We start from the raw sequence: 16,442 nt of genomic DNA on the forward strand, positions 1-16,442 counted from the left end.
TTATTTATTTTTCTCAAAAATGCCTTTTTTGACTTTGAGATATTTGTCAATAAGTTGTTTTCTATTTATAAATACTTCCTTATTGATTGAGGTAATATTAAAAGTTAATTGTATTTTTCGTCCTTTACTTAAAAACTTAACATCGTCAGCCAAAGCTTTAATTAGATATATACCCGTTCCTTTTTTCTCTGGATTTTTTTCAATATCTGTTGCGTCTGGTATTGAGTTAAAATCAAATCCCGTTCCTTCATCTTCTATTGTAAATAAAATTCCACTGGGAACTAATTCAAATTGCAGAGATACTGTTTTATTTGCATTGTTTTCGTTTCCGTGAATTATCGCATTTTCTACTGCTTCATTCACAGCAACCATAATATTGCCGAAATAGTTGTTATTCAGATTATAATAATCACAAACATTTTCAATAAAACGTTCTATTTCCGGCAACTCGTGAATATCAGATTTAATGTTTAAAGTATGTTTTTTCATCAATCTTCGAATTTATAAAAATACTCATTAGTTTTATACTTAAAAAACGGGGTTAAAGTTACAGGAATTGTTTTTAATAATTCAATATCATTTGATTTAATTTTATTATATTCAAAAAAATCTTTTGGATTTGTGTATATTTTTTCAATGGCCTCGTTTGATTTTCTTTTTTCATCAAGCTCTCTCTCTTTTTCTGCTTTTTCAGAATCAAGCAATCGTGTTAATATTTCCTGCTGTCGTTTTAAAGTTTCGTTGCTTAACATTTTGTTGACCAGGTCGGTTTCGGTTTGCTCCATTTTTTTCATCATTTCTGAGATATTCCCGTCATTTCCTGTGCCGTCTTTTTTTAATTCTTCTCCATATTGTTGTAACATTTTTCTTATGGCTTCCTGTTCGGCAGCAAGACGTGCCAGTTGTTCGCTGATTGATTTCTGGCCATCTTTTCCTCCCGGTTTTTGTCCACTTTGCATTTGATTTTTAAGGTCTTCTATTTGTTTGTTAAGCTGTTCTTGTAATTTTTTCATAGTTGCCGCTGAAGGATTGCCTTTTCCTTGTTTTTTGCATTTCATTCCGCCCTTTTTATTACACGAACTATTACATGATGATTCCATTTCCTGCCTTATTTGTTCGAGAGCTTCGGCTAATAATAGGGCAAGATTATTTACTGATGTCATAACATATTGCTGCCATTTTTGGACCTGAGGTGTATTTCTGTTGTGTAATGCCTCAAGCGTTTTATCAACATTGTCGTTAATTGAAGTAATTTCTCTATTAACTATGGGTTGTATGATAGCTTGTCTTTTGCTTAATGCCAGCAATGAATCTTCCACCATTTTTAAACCGTCTTTTAGCTCCTTTTGCTTATCCATAATAGAGATGTACTTCGGGTCGTATATTTTTGTGCTTCTGATTTTTTCTATAAGCCCCTCCTGACTGAAAGATATTTTTATAAGGTTTTTCAAAATCATTCTCAAGGCTCTTTCGTCTTCTGCAAGTTCTTCCTGTTCCATTTCCTGTTGCATTTGTTCCAATTCGTTTGCAAGGTTTTCCATTTGCTCGCCGGCACTTTGCTGACTTTTTGATGCATTTTTTCGTTTGTTGTTTTGTAATTCTTCTTTACTGTTGTTTAGTTCATTTTGTATTGAATTTTGCTGCTGGTCGGTGTTTTTAAGGTCTTTTGGTATTTCTAATTCTTTGTTCTGTTCTTCCAGACTTTTGATGTCTTTTCGAATGTTCTGATATGTCTCGTCTATTTTTTTCTGTTCTTCAATCAGCTTGTTTTTATCGTTGTTTTCGTTTTTTGTTTCGTCTGATAATTTTTTTTGCTCTTCTGCCAGCTGCTGAAGTTTTTCTATAGTTTCGGTAAGTTTTTTATCAAACTCCAGTGCTTTAAACAACTCCAAATTTCTGTCAAGGTCTTTTTCAAGGTCTTTATTGCTCATTTTAATTTTGTCAAGCATTTCATCAATCTTGCTTTTATCAAGCTTATCAAGTAATTCCTGCATTTTTTGAAATAAGTCCTTCATTTCGTCTGACATAATTTTGTCAAACAATTCTTCCAGTTGTTTTTGTTTTTCAAGTAATGTGCTGTCGGCTTTCTGAAATTGTTGTTCTCTTATGTTGTTTTGTTTAAATTGCTCTTTTAAATCTTCAACATTTTGATGTAATTGCTGTTGTTTTTGCAGAATGTCTTCTATTTGTTTTCTTTCCTGCCAGTTTAATGTTTTTTTATCAATTAATTTTTTATCAATTTCTTCAATTTGATTTTGAAGTTGTTTAATGTCTGAAAGGGCCTGCTCAATTTTATTTTTCACTTCTTCATTATCTTTCTCTGTCTGTTCTTGTATTTCCTGCTCTGTGGGAATTTTAAATACTTTTTTAGAAGAACGGGCCGCTTTGCTTCCGTTTATTGCATCATTATCCCAAACTTCGAAATAATATTCAATATTGTCTCCACCTTCGACATTCAGTGATGACACATCAAAAAAGTGATAAAATTCGCTTTGAGTAATAAATTTATTTACATTAATGGCTTGAAACATTTCTTTTTCATCCTCATCGCCTTCACTCTGTGTAACTTTTTTATATTTGAACAAAAGTGTAGAGAATCCATAATCATCTTTTATAATCCCCTTAAAATAAATTCTGCTAAAGAACAGTGAGTCTCTGTATTCTTCTACATCAACTGAGGGGTATGAATCGGGAACTACATTAATTGAATATGTAAGCGAATCAATGTTTTTAACATATTGATTTTGCGGAATAATGGTATAACTCTGCGTTTCATAAAAAGAATGACTATAGCTATACAAATCTTCTTTGGCCGGGTCGAGCACAAGGTTTTTGCCTGCAAGCTTTAGAAATAATTTTTTTGTATCTTTTGTTTTTATTTTCCAGCTTACACGGGTGCCACACGGAACCGAAACGTCGCCCGAGTTTTCAATTATTTCGTTCTTTTTCCCGGTATAAGAAGGATAGTTTAATTGTATTTCAAAGTCGAGAATGATGGGTTTGGGGATTACTTTGATTGAATAATTTTGAGAACGATAACCGTCAGCACTAAAATAAAATGTAATATCTTCCTGAATATTTTTAAAGGTATAATTAAATAATATGATATTTTCTTTATTTAATTTATACTCGTTTTCATTTCTAACCAAAAACACTTCGGCGGGTATGTCGTTTCCGGTAAGTTTTACCTGTAATTTATAATCCTGTTGCTGCAAAGCCACAAGTTTATCATTTAAAATCTGAAATTTAAATGGGGCTTCTTTTTCGTAAAAAACGGAATAATTCATATATCGTTTGGATGGCCCAAAAACAACAGAGGGAGATGCTATTAATATTGTAAAAAAAACAACCAAGGGGGGTAAAAGATATTTTAAATATTTCTTATTTATTTTAAAATCAATGGCGGTAGAAAATGGAATGGGAGATAATTTTTGTATCTTTTGTTCAATGCCTGCTTCTAAAAGCTCCGAGCTTACATAAGGGTTGGTGGATATTTTTATTAATTGAAGTGTGTTCAAAAGCTTATCTTTTATCTCTGAAAAATGCGTTCCTATAATGGATGCTGCCGTTTCGTATGAAATAATTTTCCCGAGGCGATAAAGTTTTAATATTGGAGTAAAAACAAACACATATAAAACTATTACACTGGTAAGGATATAAGAATAAAATAATATTGTGCGAACCAAAGAATTAAAATACGCAAAATACTCAAGAACCACAAGTATAAGAAAATAAGTTAGCAATAAAGCGCCACACCATATAAGTCCTTTTAAAAGTTGATTTATATAATACTTACGAATAAATTCGTCAAGTTTTTGTATTAGTGTGGAATGATTTACGCTCATATTAGCAATTCAATTCATCATAAAAACGTAAGTTGTTTTTCATTATTTTTCCTTATTTATGCAAAGTTACAAAATTTGAGTATTGTTTTTCTATCCATAACATATATAAATAATCAAATCTAATTATTCAATAAAATTCCCTGTGATATTTTTTGGGTAATAAATAAACATCTAAATTTGTAAAAAATTAATAAAAACAAATTATGACCAAAAAAACAAATAAAGCGGTAATCAAGGAAGATGTTGTTGTTAAGTTTGTTGGAGATTCTGGGGACGGGATGCAACTAGCCGGCAATCTTTTTTCAGACACCGCTGCCCTAGAAGGGAATGACCTGGCAAATTTTCCTGATTATCCGGCAGAAATCAGGGGGCCACACAATACCATAGCCGGAGTTTCGGGCTTTCAGGTACATATCGGGAGAAGAGTATTCAGTTCGGGTGACATGTGTGATGTTCTTGTGGCAATGAATCCTGCATCTTTGAAATCAAATCTTAAGTGGGCAAAAAAAGGAGGAACGCTTATTATTGACAAAGACGCTTTTGATGTTAAAGCTCTTGAAAAATCAGGATATAAAAACAATCCTCTTGAAGACAATAGTCTTAAAGATTATAATCTTATTAAGGCTCCCATAACCACATTAACCAAAGAAGCATTAAAAGAACTTAATCTTGATTCTAAAACGGCTGAAAAATCAAGAAATATATTTGCCTTGGGAATGATGTATTATCTTTTTAACTGGAAACAGGACATCGCATTTGATTTTTTTGCAAAAAAATTCAAAAAAAATCCCCAGTTAATAGAATCAAATAAGCTTGCATTAAAAACGGGTTATAATTATGCGGAAACCATAGAGGCCATCAGTGTAACATACGATGTTCCTGCTGCAGCTCTTGAGAAGGGGAGATACCGTAATATATCCGGAAATATTGCAACAACCTGGGGATTTTTGGCGGCTTCAGAACGTTCCGGGAGACCCATATTTCTCGGCTCATATCCTATTACTCCGGCAACAGAAATATTGATGGAGATGGCAAAGCACAAATCTCTTGGAGCAAAAGTGTTTCAGGCAGAAGATGAGATTGCGGGTATATGTTCTGCTATCGGCGCTAGTTTTGCCGGTTCACTCGCTTTAACAACAACCTCGGGCCCCGGTTTATCATTAAAAAGTGAAGCCATTGGTCTTGCCGTGATGACAGAACTACCCCTGGTAATTGTTAATGTACAACGTGGCGGTCCTTCTACCGGCTTACCCACAAAATCTGAACAATCCGACCTTTTACAAGCTTTATACGGAAGAAACGGTGAATGCCCTGTATTTGTTATGGCTGCTTATTCTCCTTCAGATTGTTTTATTTCCGCTTATGAGGCTGCAAAACTTTCCATGGAGCATATGACTCCCACCATTTTGCTTACCGATGGTTATATTGGCCAGGGTTCAGAATTATTTAGAATCCCAAAAGTCAGCGAACTTCCCCCCATAAATCCTCCTATTGCAAAAGCAAATGATCCCGATTATAAACCTTTTAAAAGAGATTCAAAAACACTTGTTCGTCAATGGGCGCTTCCCGGGACAGAAGGCTTAAGACATAGGGTGGGGGGCCTTGAAAAAGAAAATATTTCCGGAAATGTAAGTATGGATGCTGCCAATCACCAACTGATGGTTGAGCTTCGCCAGAAAAAAATTATGAAAATTGCAGATTTCATTCCGGAGCAAAAAATTCATGGCAATCAAGAAGGAGATCTTCTTGTGATTAGCTGGGGCGGAACATATGGTGCCGTTCATACTGCTGTTGAAGAATTGCTGAAAAAAGAAATTAAGGTTGGCCACGCTCACTTCAAATATATCATGCCATTACCTAAAAATACAGAAAAAATTCTTGGTAAGTTCAAACATATTGTGGTTTGCGAATTAAATACAGGACAATTTGCTAATTATTTACGCATGCAATTTCCCCAGTATAGGTATGGTCAATATAATAAAATACAGGGACTGCCTTTTACTGTTTCGGAATTGACAGAACATTTTAATAAAATATTAAAGGAGATATAACCCATGGAAGAAAATTTAACTGTTGACAGAACGAGAGTCCCTCTCAGTAAAGAAGATTTTGTTAGTGACCAGCTGGTAAAATGGTGTCCGGGATGTGGCGACCATGCTATATTAGCTTCAGTTGCTAATGTTTTTCCAAAAATAGGTTACCGAAAAGAAAATTTTTGCCTGATTTCCGGAATCGGATGTTCTTCGCGTTTTCCTTATTATGTGAATACCTATGGATTCCATGGTATCCACGGAAGAGCCAATGCAATAGCCACCGGAGTTAAGGTTTCCAATCCCCATCTCAGTGTTTGGGTTGCCACCGGAGACGGTGATTCCATGGCTATAGGAGGAAATCACCTCATACACATTATCAGGAGAAACGTTGACTTAAATATAATGCTGTTTAACAACCAGATATACGGTCTTACCAAGGGGCAATATTCGCCGACCTCTCCTATGGGAAGTGTAACTAAAACATCACCCCAGGGAACAATTGAACATCCTTTTAATCCCGGAGAACTTGTTATGGGGGCCCAGGGAACATTTTTTGCCAGAGCTGTTGACACCAACCCAAAACTTATGACAGAAATTATGTTTGAAGCGGCAAAACATGATGGTACATCTGTTGTGGAAATATTGCAAAATTGCATTATTTTTAATGAGGGCGCTCATAATGTTATTACCTCTAAAGATTTAAGAGAAGAGCACCAGCTGATACTTAGAAATGGGGAGCCCATGATATTTGGAAAAAATAAAGATAAGGGCATTGTTTTAAAACAACAGGGTTTAGAAGTTGTAACGTTGGGACAAAATGGGGCTGCAGAAAAGGAAGTTTTAATTCATGACCAATATTCACAGGACCCCGGCATACATCTTATGCTTGCCAAAATGGCTCCGCCTTATTTCCCCATTGCCCTGGGCGTTATACGTTCGGCTATTTTTCCAACCTACGATGACCTTGTTGAAGAACAAATAAAAAGGTCAAAAGAGGTAGCGGCTATTAAAACGGTTGACGATTTGCTGAACAGCGGCGATACTTGGGAAATAAAATAATTCACTAGTATTACGCTTGTTTTATTGTTTCGTCCTGGTGATATTCTAATTCTGTCAGGAATGTATTGATTTCTTTTATCTTTTTTAAATCTACGGGAATCACTGTTTGTATATTCTTTATTTTTTTTATGGAAGAAATTAATTGTTTTTTATCAAACAACCTTGATGCATTTTTAACAATAAATAAATAATCTATGGATATTTCCTCTAATAAAACTTTTTTTTCTTGTTTGTTTGATAATAAAAAATAGTTTGTTCCACTGCTCGAATCAATATAGGAAAAATAAGAAAAACCTTCTTTCTTTTTATTTTTTAATATCAGGTTAAAATCTTTATAACGGGTTAATTGTATAGTGTGCGTATTATTAATTAACCAACATATTTTATAATCTTTTAACGGAGAGCTGATTCCGATAATCTGATATTCTTCTGTTAAATCATAAAGTAGAGTTGATAATTTTTTTACCATTATTGGTTATTATTTTTTTCTTTCCACCATTTATTAAAAGAAGTTTGTTTAATTTTAGGAATATCCCTTCTGGACCCCCAGCTTCTGCTAAAGAAAACCCGAAGTGCCGTATTTTTTAATTTTGCACCCGGTTTGTCCATCATCCAGCGGTTTGTCATAATTTTCTTCCAACCATACATAACCAGTTTGTCTGTTTTTCCGGTCAAATTCAAGTCAACACTGTCTCTTCTATTATACAAAAGCAGCCTGTGTAATTTTATTGCTGCGGGGCAAACCTCTGTACACTTTCCACACAGAGAAGATGAAAAGCTTAAGTGTTTATAGTCTTTCATCCCTAAAAGGTGCGGGGTAATAACCGAGCCAATTGGCCCGCTGTAAACGGCACCATAAGTATGCCCCCCAATATTTCTGTATATGGGGCATGCGTTTAAACACGCGCCGCATCTTATACACGTCAGGGCAACTTTTTGTTTTTTACTGTTTAAAAGATTGGTTCTTCCATTATCAAGCAATACAACATACATCTCTTCGGGACCATCTGTTTCTATTTCTTTTTTGGGTGATGTTATAATTGAATTATAAACAGTAATATTTTGTCCGGTACCGTGACTTGCCAATACGGGCCACAGAAGACCCAGGTCTTTCATTGAAGGAATGATTTTATCAATGCCCGCAATTGCAATATGAATTTTGGGGAAGGAAACCGACATCAGAGCATTTCCTTCATTTTCGGTTATAGCTATACCGCCTATATCCGTGATGATAAAATTAACTCCGGATATTCCAATATCTGCATGTATAAATTTTTCTCTTAACAGTTGTCTTACAAATTTTGTAATTTCCTCCGGTGTACTGTTGGCGGGGGTATTGAATTTTTTATTAAACAGTTCCGCTATATTTTCTTTTGATTTATGCATAGCCGGAGTAATAATATGGTACGGTTTTTCTCCGGCTATTTGTACTATATATTCTCCCAAATCTGTTTCTACAGGATCTATATTATTTTTTTCAAGTTCGTGGTTTAACTCTATTTCTTCAGTAGCCATTGATTTGGATTTGACAATATGTTTTGCTTCGGCTTTTTTGCAAATTTTTAATATTTCTGATATCGCTTCTTTTGCTTCAGACGCCCATATTACTTTTCCCCCGTTACGTGTAAAATTGTACTCAAATTCTTTCAGTTGATTTTCCATATCATTTATGGAACGATGCTTTAAAAAGGATACCCTTTGCCTGGCTACATTTAATTTTTCAAATTGTTCCCTTCCTTTGATAACTGCCGTGTTGTACTTGGATATATTATAATTTATTATTCTCCTGTGATTTTTATCAAAAGCTTTTATTTCAGATTTTTTTATAAAATCTTTTTGTTTTTCGCTCATTTCTATAGAATTATATTTTTAATTTTTTCAATCCTTCTTTGATGCCTGCCACCCTCAAAGCTTTCTTTTAAAAACATTTTGGAAATTTTTTTAGCTTCTTCCACATCAATAAATCTTGCAGGCAGAGATAAAATATTAGCATCATTATGTTTCCTTGCAAAATGCGCTATTTCTTCTGTCCAGCAGATGGCAGCCCTGACATTTATATATTTATTTGCAGTCATAGCCATCCCGTTGCCGCTACCACAGATAATAATACCAAATAAATATTTTCCATCGTTTATATCTTTAGATAAAATGTGTGCAATATCGGGATAATCCATACTTTCACTGGTGTTGGTTCCGTAATCTTTAAGGATATAATTTTCTTTTTCAAGAAAAATTTTTATATTTTCTTTTAAATCAAAACCAGCATGGTCACATCCAATAGCAATTATATTTTTATTAACCCGGGTATTGTTCATAATAAATTGTATTATTTTTTAGTTTTTAAAATAAAATCTATTTTGCTTATTTAACAATGTATTTATATTTTATTTTATGTTTTATATTATCAACATATTTTCTGTTTATAAAACTTTAAATTTGTTGAAAAAATATTTTTTTATTTTTTTGTTTATAAATCCTTATTTTTTGAATATTTTTAAACAATATTTTACTATAAAATTACACTTTTTTTATTAACATTTTCAATTATCAACATTATGTTTATAACTTAAAAAGTTTTTAATAATCAATAAATTACTATTATTTTATTGTTTAAAAGTTTTTAATAATATACTTTAAATAAAAACAAAAATTTTTTTAATATATTTTTTATAACCATACTAACAAAACTATTTAATAATGATATTCTTTAAAAAATTTTATTATTATTATTAATTAAAAAAAATATAAAAATAAAACATTGTAATATTGTACAAAAAAAATAAAAAATGAACTTAGAAGAAAAAATATTACAACTGAAAAAGCAAAAAAACGCAGTAATATTAGCTCATTTTTATCAGATATCCAAAATTCAGGATATTGCTGATTTCGTTGAAGACAGCTTGGGCTTATCACAAAAGGCTGCAAAAACAAAAGCTGACATCATTGTTTTTGCTGGAGTAAGATTTATGGCAGAAACAGCAAAAATATTAAATCCAAAAAAGAAAGTTATTATTCCTGACATAAATGCTGGATGCTCATTAGAAGAATCTTGCAAATTTTCAGATTTGTTAAAATTTAGAAAAGAAAACCCGGAATATAAAATCATAACCTATATCAACTCATCAGCTGAAGTAAAAACCATTTCAGATATAATATGCACATCGGGAAATGCGGAAAAAATAGTAAATTCATTTGATAAAAATGAAAAAATAATGTTTGTTCCCGATAAAAACCTTGGTAGATATATAAATAATAAAACAGGAAGAAACATGTTGCTATGGAACGGTACCTGTAAAATACATGATTTGTTAAAAGCAGAAAATGTATTAAAGCTAAAACAGCAACATAGTGAAGCAAAAATAATTGCACACCCGGAATGCAATGCGGCTATTTTGAAAATAGCAGATTTTGTAGGCTCCACAGCAGCTATGCTAAAATACATACAGGAAGATGATAATGAGAGTTACATTGTGGCAACAGAATCGGGTATTATTCATCAAATGAAAAAAAAATGCAAAGAAAAAAAATTCATTCATGTTGCTCTTGATAATACCTGTAGTTGCAATGATTGCGAATACATGAAATTAAATACTCTTGAAAAATTGTATCTTTCTTTGAAAGAAGAAAAACACGAAATAGAACTTGATAAAAAGATTATTTCACAAGCAAAGAAACCCATTAAAAAAATGCTTGAAATATCATAAAAAGTATGTTAAAATACTGCACTATATTTTTACTTCTTTTTTCAAATTGTCTTTTTGCTCAGGACAGTATAAATAATAATGGTTATAATAAGTTTTTTTATAAAAACGGAAGTATAAAAAGTCAAGGACTAATTATACAAGGTAAACCAGAGGGGTACTGGAAAAATTATTATGAAAACGGCATTCTTAAATCAGAAGGAAACAGAAAAAATTTTGAAATAGACAGCATATGGATATTTTATAATGAAAAAGGGGACACCCTTGTTAAAATCAATTACAGTCAGGGAAAAAAAAATGGAATAAGAACAACATATACGGGAGACGAAATCATTGAAGAAAACTTTGAAAACGATATAAAAAAGGGGTTTTCATATAAATATTATCCCGGAAGAAATTTAAAATATAAAGTGAACTATATAGATGGGAGAGAAGAGGGTACTGCTTTTGAGTACTCAACAGATGGAAACATTATAACGATAATTGAGTATAGAAAGGGTTATGTAATAAACAGCGAAAACATAAATCGTTATCGGGAAGGGTTGAAACATGGTGTATGGAAGGAGTTTTATGAAAATGGACAGGTTAAAACCGAACAAAATTACAGTTATGGGAAAAAAGACGGATTTTATAAAGAATTTGACACAAAAGGGAATTTAATCAAGATAGTAAAATTTAAAGATGATTACGAAATACCGGATGCACCGGAGCTTTTAAAATATGATATTAAAACAGAATATTACAGAAACGGAAAGGTAAAAATTGTTCAAAGTTTTAAAGATGACATTCCGGAAGGAATAAGAAGAGAATACTCTCAGGAAGGAGAAATTACAAAATCTTATATTTTTAAAAATGGTGTTGTTATAGGTATGGGTATTGTTGATGAATCGGGCTATAAACAAGGTCCGTGGAAGGAATATTTTGACAACGGCCAGGTTGAAGGAGAAGGAATTTATGCCAACAGCCTGAAACAGGGGCAATGGAATTATTATTTCAGAAGCGGAAAAATAGAACAAAAAGGTACATATAATAAAAACGGAAAACCCGAAGGAAGGTGGATATGGTATTATGAATCGGGAAATGTAAGAAGGGAAGAATATTATAAAAATGGCTTGTATGACGGGAAACACCTGGAGTTAAGCGATTCAGAAAAAGTCATAGTTTCAGGGGAATATGTAGAGGGAGAAGAAGAAGGCCCCTGGATTTATGAAGTGGGCGACCAAAAAGAAGAAGGTTCTTATGTGACCGGAAAAAGAGAAGGCCCGTGGACTTATTATACAGGAGAAATGATTAATTTTGCAGGAAATTACACTGAAGGAAATCCCGATGGTTTACACACTTATTATTGGGAAAACGGAAATATAAAACAGCAGGGAAAATACATCATGGGAAAAAAGGAAGGAGATTGGGATATGTATGATTTAGATGGTATTAAAATAATAACCATAAGGTATGAAGATGGAGTAGAGATAAGTTATGATGGAAATAAAATAGAAAAAGATGTTGAAAAATGAAAAATTTGTATTAATTTTATAGTTTCTTTAATTGTAAAAATTATGATAAAATCAAGAATTTTAATAGTTGAAGACGAAGTAATTGTTTCAAAATATATTGAAGCTTGTTTATCAAACTTGGGTTATGAAATTGCCGCCGTCATCACGTCCGGGGAAGAAGCGGTGCAGAACACAGAAATCATCAACCCGGACCTGATATTGATGGATGTACGTTTAAGCGGAAAAATGAATGGCACCGAAGCTGCCGCGCAAATCAGCCAGAAAATGGATGTGCCCATTGTTTTTTTAACTGCCTATACCGATGAAAAAACCATTGATATGGCAAAGGATTCGGACCCTTACGGCTATCTGGTAAAGCCTTTTTACGAAAAGGAACTACAAACCACTCTGGAAATGGCATTACACAAACATGAAAAGTTCAGGCTGCTGAAAAAGGAAAGAGATTTGTTTTATTCCATTATTGAAAATAAAAATACAACTGACAGTATTTTTATTAGAACCAACAACCGACTGAAACGGGTAAAATATGATGAGATATGCTATGTAGAGGCGTTGCGGGATTATATTACCATCAATACTTCTGCAGAAAATTTCACTGTGAGGATAAACATGAAGGAGATACAGAAAATTCTCCCGGAAAAAGATTTTGTAAGGATACACAAATCTTTTATAGTGCGCATGGACAAAATTTTCTCAATAAAGTACACAAGTTTAATTATTGAAGGTTCGATGAAAGAACTTCCAGTTGGAAATTTTTACCGCAAGGATTTATACGGCAGGCTGAATATGTTATAAACTAGAAAATTAAAAAGTATTTAATAAATTTATAAAAAATGAAAACTGACAACAAATGACTTAATTTGTTGTCAGTTTTTTTTGTAATAAAAATGGCTTTTTACCAAGATAAAGATAAGACAAAATAACAGTACAAAGGCGACAGCACATACACTACAAACCCTTCACCACATGTGCACATCCGGATTAGATTACAAATGAATTTATCTAATCACAATCAGTTGGAATCAGAATAATTTTATAACAATTTGTACATTTGACTGATGATCTTCGAGAGTGTCATAACATTATTTTATATTCTGCTCTTTTGCATTTTTATTTCCAGATGGAAATTCTTCAGTTTTGAAGGACTGACCAAACCGGAGCTGACGTTGATATTTTTTATCAAAATAATTGCAGGACTTTTACTGATAATAATTTATTCAAGGTATTATATCATCCGGGGTGATGCCGATATTTTTAAATATTTCGACGACAGCGAAAAGATTTATAATGTTCTTTTTATTAACCCTATTCATTATTTACGCCTGGTCTTTGGAATAAATGCCGATAGCGAACAGTTGCAAAAATACATGGAAGGGACTTATGTATGGGCATTACAGACCAGCGATTATCAGCATTTTATTGCATCGGAAAAAATCGACCTGTTTAATTCGCATCGACTGATTACCCGTGTTAATGCCGTGATACGGCTTTTTTCATCAGGTTGTTTTGGTGTTCATACTGTTTTTATGTGCTTTTTCTCGCTTACAGGCTTGACGGCGCTGTATAAAAGTGTCTTTCCTTTTCTCAAAAAAAAGAAAAAACTGCTTATCCTGTGTGTTTTTTTCATGCCTTCCTTGCTGCTCTGGTCTTCGGGCGTTTTGAAAGAAGGGTTTCTTTTCGCAGGCATCGGACTGGCAGTATATAGTTTTTTTAAAATCACACACAGGCAACATTCGCTGTCAAATATTATTTTGTTTGTGTTTTCATTGTTGCTTATTTTATTTGTTAAGTACTATCTTTTAGCGGCCCTGCTGCCGGCTATGACTTCCTATTTCCTTGCATACAGGTTCAAACGATTGAAAACTATTTATGCCTACCTGCCGGTTTATGGACTTATTTTTATTATCGTTGCCCTGACACCATACATAAAAGGTGTTCCCAGCCCTCTCAAAGTTTTGTCCGATAAACAAGCCGATTTCATCCGCGATGCTAGTGGAGGAACCTATTGCGTAAGGGACAATGCCGGGAAGGAAGAATTTCTTTTTTTTCCACCAGGCACAAAACTTATAAAAGCAACCACAGATTCTGTTAACAGCGATTTTAAGGTAGCGCCCGGTACCATTGCTTACAAATACAAAGACGGCAAATTAACGGGGGAAAAAGAAATTATTGGATTCGAAAAAAGCGCTTCTGATTACTTTTGGGCGATATCGTCCATGCCTGTAGCTGGAAGTTTAATCAAATTAAAAAAACTGGAGCCCAATATTTTATCATTTTTCTCTTTGCTGCCTTCAGCAATTTTCAATGTTTTTTGCAGGCCACATGTATTTGAGATTTCATCCATAATGATGGCGCCTGCAGCGATCGAAAATTTTTTTATTTTGTTGTTTATCATTTTGTGCATCTTGCGTTTTGGCATTAACCGACAAAATTATAATTTACTGCTTTTCTTCACTTTATGTGTTTTAACCTGGTTTATTATTGTTGGAATCACTACTCCGGTTTTAGGGAATATTGTGCGTTACAAGTCGCCACTAATACCATTTCTGATGGTTTCCGGACTGTTGGTTTATAAGCCGGGAAAGTTTTTATAAACAACTGTTTAATTTTTTAATATATTTACCGTTCTTTTTTATTAAAAACAGGCATCAATGGAATTATTAGGCATTTTTGATGTACTCGTCCGTTATGCTGAAAGGCTCCTGAAAAGCGATGCTCTTGCGGGAAAAGAAGAAGGCGAATGGGTTAAATACAGCACCAACAACTATCAAACCGGACATTGAACACCCTACAAAACCTATAGTTAAAGAATGAAAAATTGAAGAAACAGACTTTAAATTCAACCAAATATAGAGTAATCGGACTTATTTTGTTGATAATTGCAATATTGCCTTATCTGTATATAAGTATGTATTGCAATCCTATAGCCGATGACTTTACTTATGCGTTTAAAATCAAAAATCATAATTTCTTTTCAGTACTCTTAAATGAATATTTGAACTGGAATGGCAGATATATTTCAAACATTTTTGTTATACTTAACCCAATTGCTTTTGATAGTTTTTTGGGATATAAGTTTGTACCTATATTCTTGATTTTTTTAACAGTTTATTCGATTTATTATTTTATTCGAAAACTAACGAATGAAAAACTGACAAAATATGAAACGTTAGTTTTTGCACTAGTTTTAACTCTATTGTATTTATATCAAATGCCAATAATATCTGAGGGGATATACTGGTATACTGGCGCTGTGACTTATCAATTGGGAAACATCTTTTTACTTTTCTATTTAGGAATTCTTTCGCAATTCATTTATGAAAAATATATATTCCACAATAGAATTATACATTTAATAATTTTAATTCTATCGATGTTTCTAACTGTGGGATTTAATGAAATATTAATGATTATCATTGTACTTCTTTCGTTATGTATATACCTTGTTTATTTATTAAATAGGATAAAAAAAAGAAAGTTGGTTTTCTATTTACTTATAGCATCAATATGCTTCGGTAGTATCGTTTATTTTGCTCCAGGGAACTTAACAAGAGAGGCATTTTTTCCTGATAATCACAACCTGATTAATTCGTTTATTCAATCAATAGCACAAAGCATTAGGTTCTTTTTTGATTGGATTTCATCAGCTCCCATAATTTTTATTTCTATATTATATTTTAAGCTTAACAGAACGCTTTCAGAAAATATTCCATTATTTAATAAATCATTTTACTTGTCACCTGTTTTCTCATTCAGCCTGTTATTTTTTATTATTTTCATAGGTGCTTTTCCTGCATATTGGTCAACAGGGATATTAGGGCAACACCGTACTATAAATACTTCATATTTTTTATTTCTCCTTATTTGGTTTATAAATTTAACAGTGGTTTATAACCAAAACCTGATATCATTTGAGCAAATTAATAAGAAAGTACAACTGGTATTTCTTGTTATAATATGGTGCTCGTTGGTATTTACCAAAAACGGCTACAATTTATTTCAGGACATTAGAACTGGAGATCATAAAAAGTATAATGACCAAATGGTTAAACGATATTCAATAATTGAAGAAAGTAGCGATACTATATATTTTGAACCAATAAAAAATAGACCCGCAACTTTGTTTGTTTTAGATATAACTGATAATCCTAAAAATTGGCAGAATTTAGGATATGCTATATTCTTCAATAAGCCAGAAAAGAGTATTATACTCAAAAGTAAAGATTAGAAAAAGAAGCTTAAAAAAGTTTTAATAAAAAAAGGTTAACAACGATAAATATACGTAATGCG

Annotated in this window: 12 protein-coding genes; 7 read left to right on the forward strand and 5 right to left on the reverse strand. The window is 32.7% G+C overall.

Features of this window, described 5'->3' with window-relative positions:
• Positions 1–489, reverse strand: a complete 489-nt coding sequence (locus tag M0R16_05835; GenBank protein ID MCK9612406.1) for an ATP-binding protein — start codon at positions 487–489, stop codon at positions 1–3.
• Complete coding sequence (locus M0R16_05840; GenBank protein MCK9612407.1) at positions 489–3,845, reverse strand: hypothetical protein; 3,357 nt, start codon at positions 3,843–3,845, stop codon at positions 489–491. The genes M0R16_05835 and M0R16_05840 overlap by 1 nt, the downstream gene beginning before the upstream one ends.
• A gap of 203 nt (positions 3,846–4,048) precedes the next feature.
• Here M0R16_05840 and M0R16_05845 point away from each other — a divergent pair, with 203 nt between their 5' ends.
• Both M0R16_05845 and M0R16_05850 read left to right on the forward strand, forming a co-directional pair.
• Positions 4,049–5,896, forward strand: a complete 1,848-nt coding sequence (locus M0R16_05845; protein MCK9612408.1) for a 2-oxoacid:acceptor oxidoreductase subunit alpha — start codon at positions 4,049–4,051, stop codon at positions 5,894–5,896.
• Between the two features lie 3 nt (positions 5,897–5,899).
• Positions 5,900–6,937 (forward strand): 2-oxoacid:ferredoxin oxidoreductase subunit beta, encoded by a 1,038-nt coding sequence (locus tag M0R16_05850; protein ID MCK9612409.1) that lies wholly within the window; start codon positions 5,900–5,902, stop codon positions 6,935–6,937.
• 10 nt (positions 6,938–6,947) lie between these two features.
• On the opposite strand, the gene M0R16_05855 is transcribed toward M0R16_05850, so the two are convergent.
• Genes M0R16_05855 through rpiB form a run of 3 tightly spaced genes read right to left on the reverse strand, consistent with a single transcriptional unit; the run spans position 6,948 to position 9,252 of the window.
• Positions 6,948–7,406 carry an IPExxxVDY family protein gene (locus M0R16_05855; GenBank protein MCK9612410.1) on the reverse strand — a complete coding sequence of 153 codons (459 nt, stop codon included), beginning with the start codon at positions 7,404–7,406 and terminating at the stop codon, positions 6,948–6,950.
• Positions 7,406–8,788 carry a lactate utilization protein gene (locus M0R16_05860; GenBank protein ID MCK9612411.1) on the reverse strand — a complete coding sequence of 461 codons (1,383 nt, stop codon included), beginning with the start codon at positions 8,786–8,788 and terminating at the stop codon, positions 7,406–7,408. Before M0R16_05860 ends, M0R16_05855 begins: the two co-directional genes overlap by 1 nt.
• Positions 8,789–8,790: 2 nt before the next feature.
• Positions 8,791–9,252, reverse strand: coding sequence for a ribose 5-phosphate isomerase B (rpiB, locus tag M0R16_05865; GenBank protein ID MCK9612412.1), 462 nt, complete (start codon positions 9,250–9,252; stop codon positions 8,791–8,793).
• 471 nt (positions 9,253–9,723) lie between these two features.
• Between rpiB and nadA the strand changes: the two genes are divergently transcribed.
• The 5 genes from nadA to M0R16_05890 all read left to right on the forward strand — a co-directional run bounded on the left by nadA (position 9,724) and on the right by M0R16_05890 (position 16,380).
• Positions 9,724–10,641 (forward strand): quinolinate synthase NadA, encoded by a 918-nt coding sequence (gene nadA, locus M0R16_05870; GenBank protein MCK9612413.1) that lies wholly within the window; start codon positions 9,724–9,726, stop codon positions 10,639–10,641.
• A gap of 5 nt (positions 10,642–10,646) precedes the next feature.
• A complete protein-coding gene (locus tag M0R16_05875; GenBank protein ID MCK9612414.1) occupies positions 10,647–12,152 on the forward strand; it encodes a hypothetical protein in 1,506 nt (501 codons plus the stop codon).
• Positions 12,153–12,194: 42 nt separating this feature from the next.
• On the forward strand, positions 12,195–12,947 hold the full coding sequence (locus M0R16_05880; protein ID MCK9612415.1) for a response regulator: 753 nt from the start codon (positions 12,195–12,197) through the stop codon (positions 12,945–12,947).
• Positions 12,948–13,210: 263 nt separating this feature from the next.
• Positions 13,211–14,746 (forward strand): hypothetical protein, encoded by a 1,536-nt coding sequence (locus M0R16_05885; protein MCK9612416.1) that lies wholly within the window; start codon positions 13,211–13,213, stop codon positions 14,744–14,746.
• 224 nt (positions 14,747–14,970) lie between these two features.
• The gene (locus tag M0R16_05890) at positions 14,971–16,380 is read left to right on the forward strand and encodes a hypothetical protein (protein MCK9612417.1); all 1,410 of its coding nucleotides are present in this window, start codon (positions 14,971–14,973) and stop codon (positions 16,378–16,380) included.
• Positions 16,381–16,442: the final 62 nt, after the last annotated feature.

The sequence above is a fragment of the Bacteroidales bacterium genome (assembly GCA_023228145.1).
Classification (GTDB): Bacteria; Bacteroidota; Bacteroidia; order Bacteroidales; family CAIWKO01; genus CAIWKO01.

Excerpts from the sequence above, each read along its gene's own strand:
- M0R16_05835 (MCK9612406.1), bottom strand. The coding sequence starts at position 489 with ATGAAAAAACATACTTTAAACATTAAATCTGATATTCACGAGTTGCCG.
- M0R16_05840 (MCK9612407.1), bottom strand. The coding sequence starts at position 3,845 with ATGAGCGTAAATCATTCCACACTAATACAAAAACTTGACGAATTTATT.
- M0R16_05845 (MCK9612408.1), top strand. The coding sequence starts at position 4,049 with ATGACCAAAAAAACAAATAAAGCGGTAATCAAGGAAGATGTTGTTGTT.
- M0R16_05850 (MCK9612409.1), top strand. The coding sequence starts at position 5,900 with ATGGAAGAAAATTTAACTGTTGACAGAACGAGAGTCCCTCTCAGTAAA.
- M0R16_05855 (MCK9612410.1), bottom strand. The coding sequence starts at position 7,406 with ATGGTAAAAAAATTATCAACTCTACTTTATGATTTAACAGAAGAATAT.
- M0R16_05860 (MCK9612411.1), bottom strand. The coding sequence starts at position 8,788 with ATGAGCGAAAAACAAAAAGATTTTATAAAAAAATCTGAAATAAAAGCT.
- rpiB (MCK9612412.1), bottom strand. The coding sequence starts at position 9,252 with ATGAACAATACCCGGGTTAATAAAAATATAATTGCTATTGGATGTGAC.
- nadA (MCK9612413.1), top strand. The coding sequence starts at position 9,724 with ATGAACTTAGAAGAAAAAATATTACAACTGAAAAAGCAAAAAAACGCA.
- M0R16_05875 (MCK9612414.1), top strand. The coding sequence starts at position 10,647 with ATGTTAAAATACTGCACTATATTTTTACTTCTTTTTTCAAATTGTCTT.
- M0R16_05880 (MCK9612415.1), top strand. The coding sequence starts at position 12,195 with ATGATAAAATCAAGAATTTTAATAGTTGAAGACGAAGTAATTGTTTCA.
- M0R16_05885 (MCK9612416.1), top strand. The coding sequence starts at position 13,211 with ATGATCTTCGAGAGTGTCATAACATTATTTTATATTCTGCTCTTTTGC.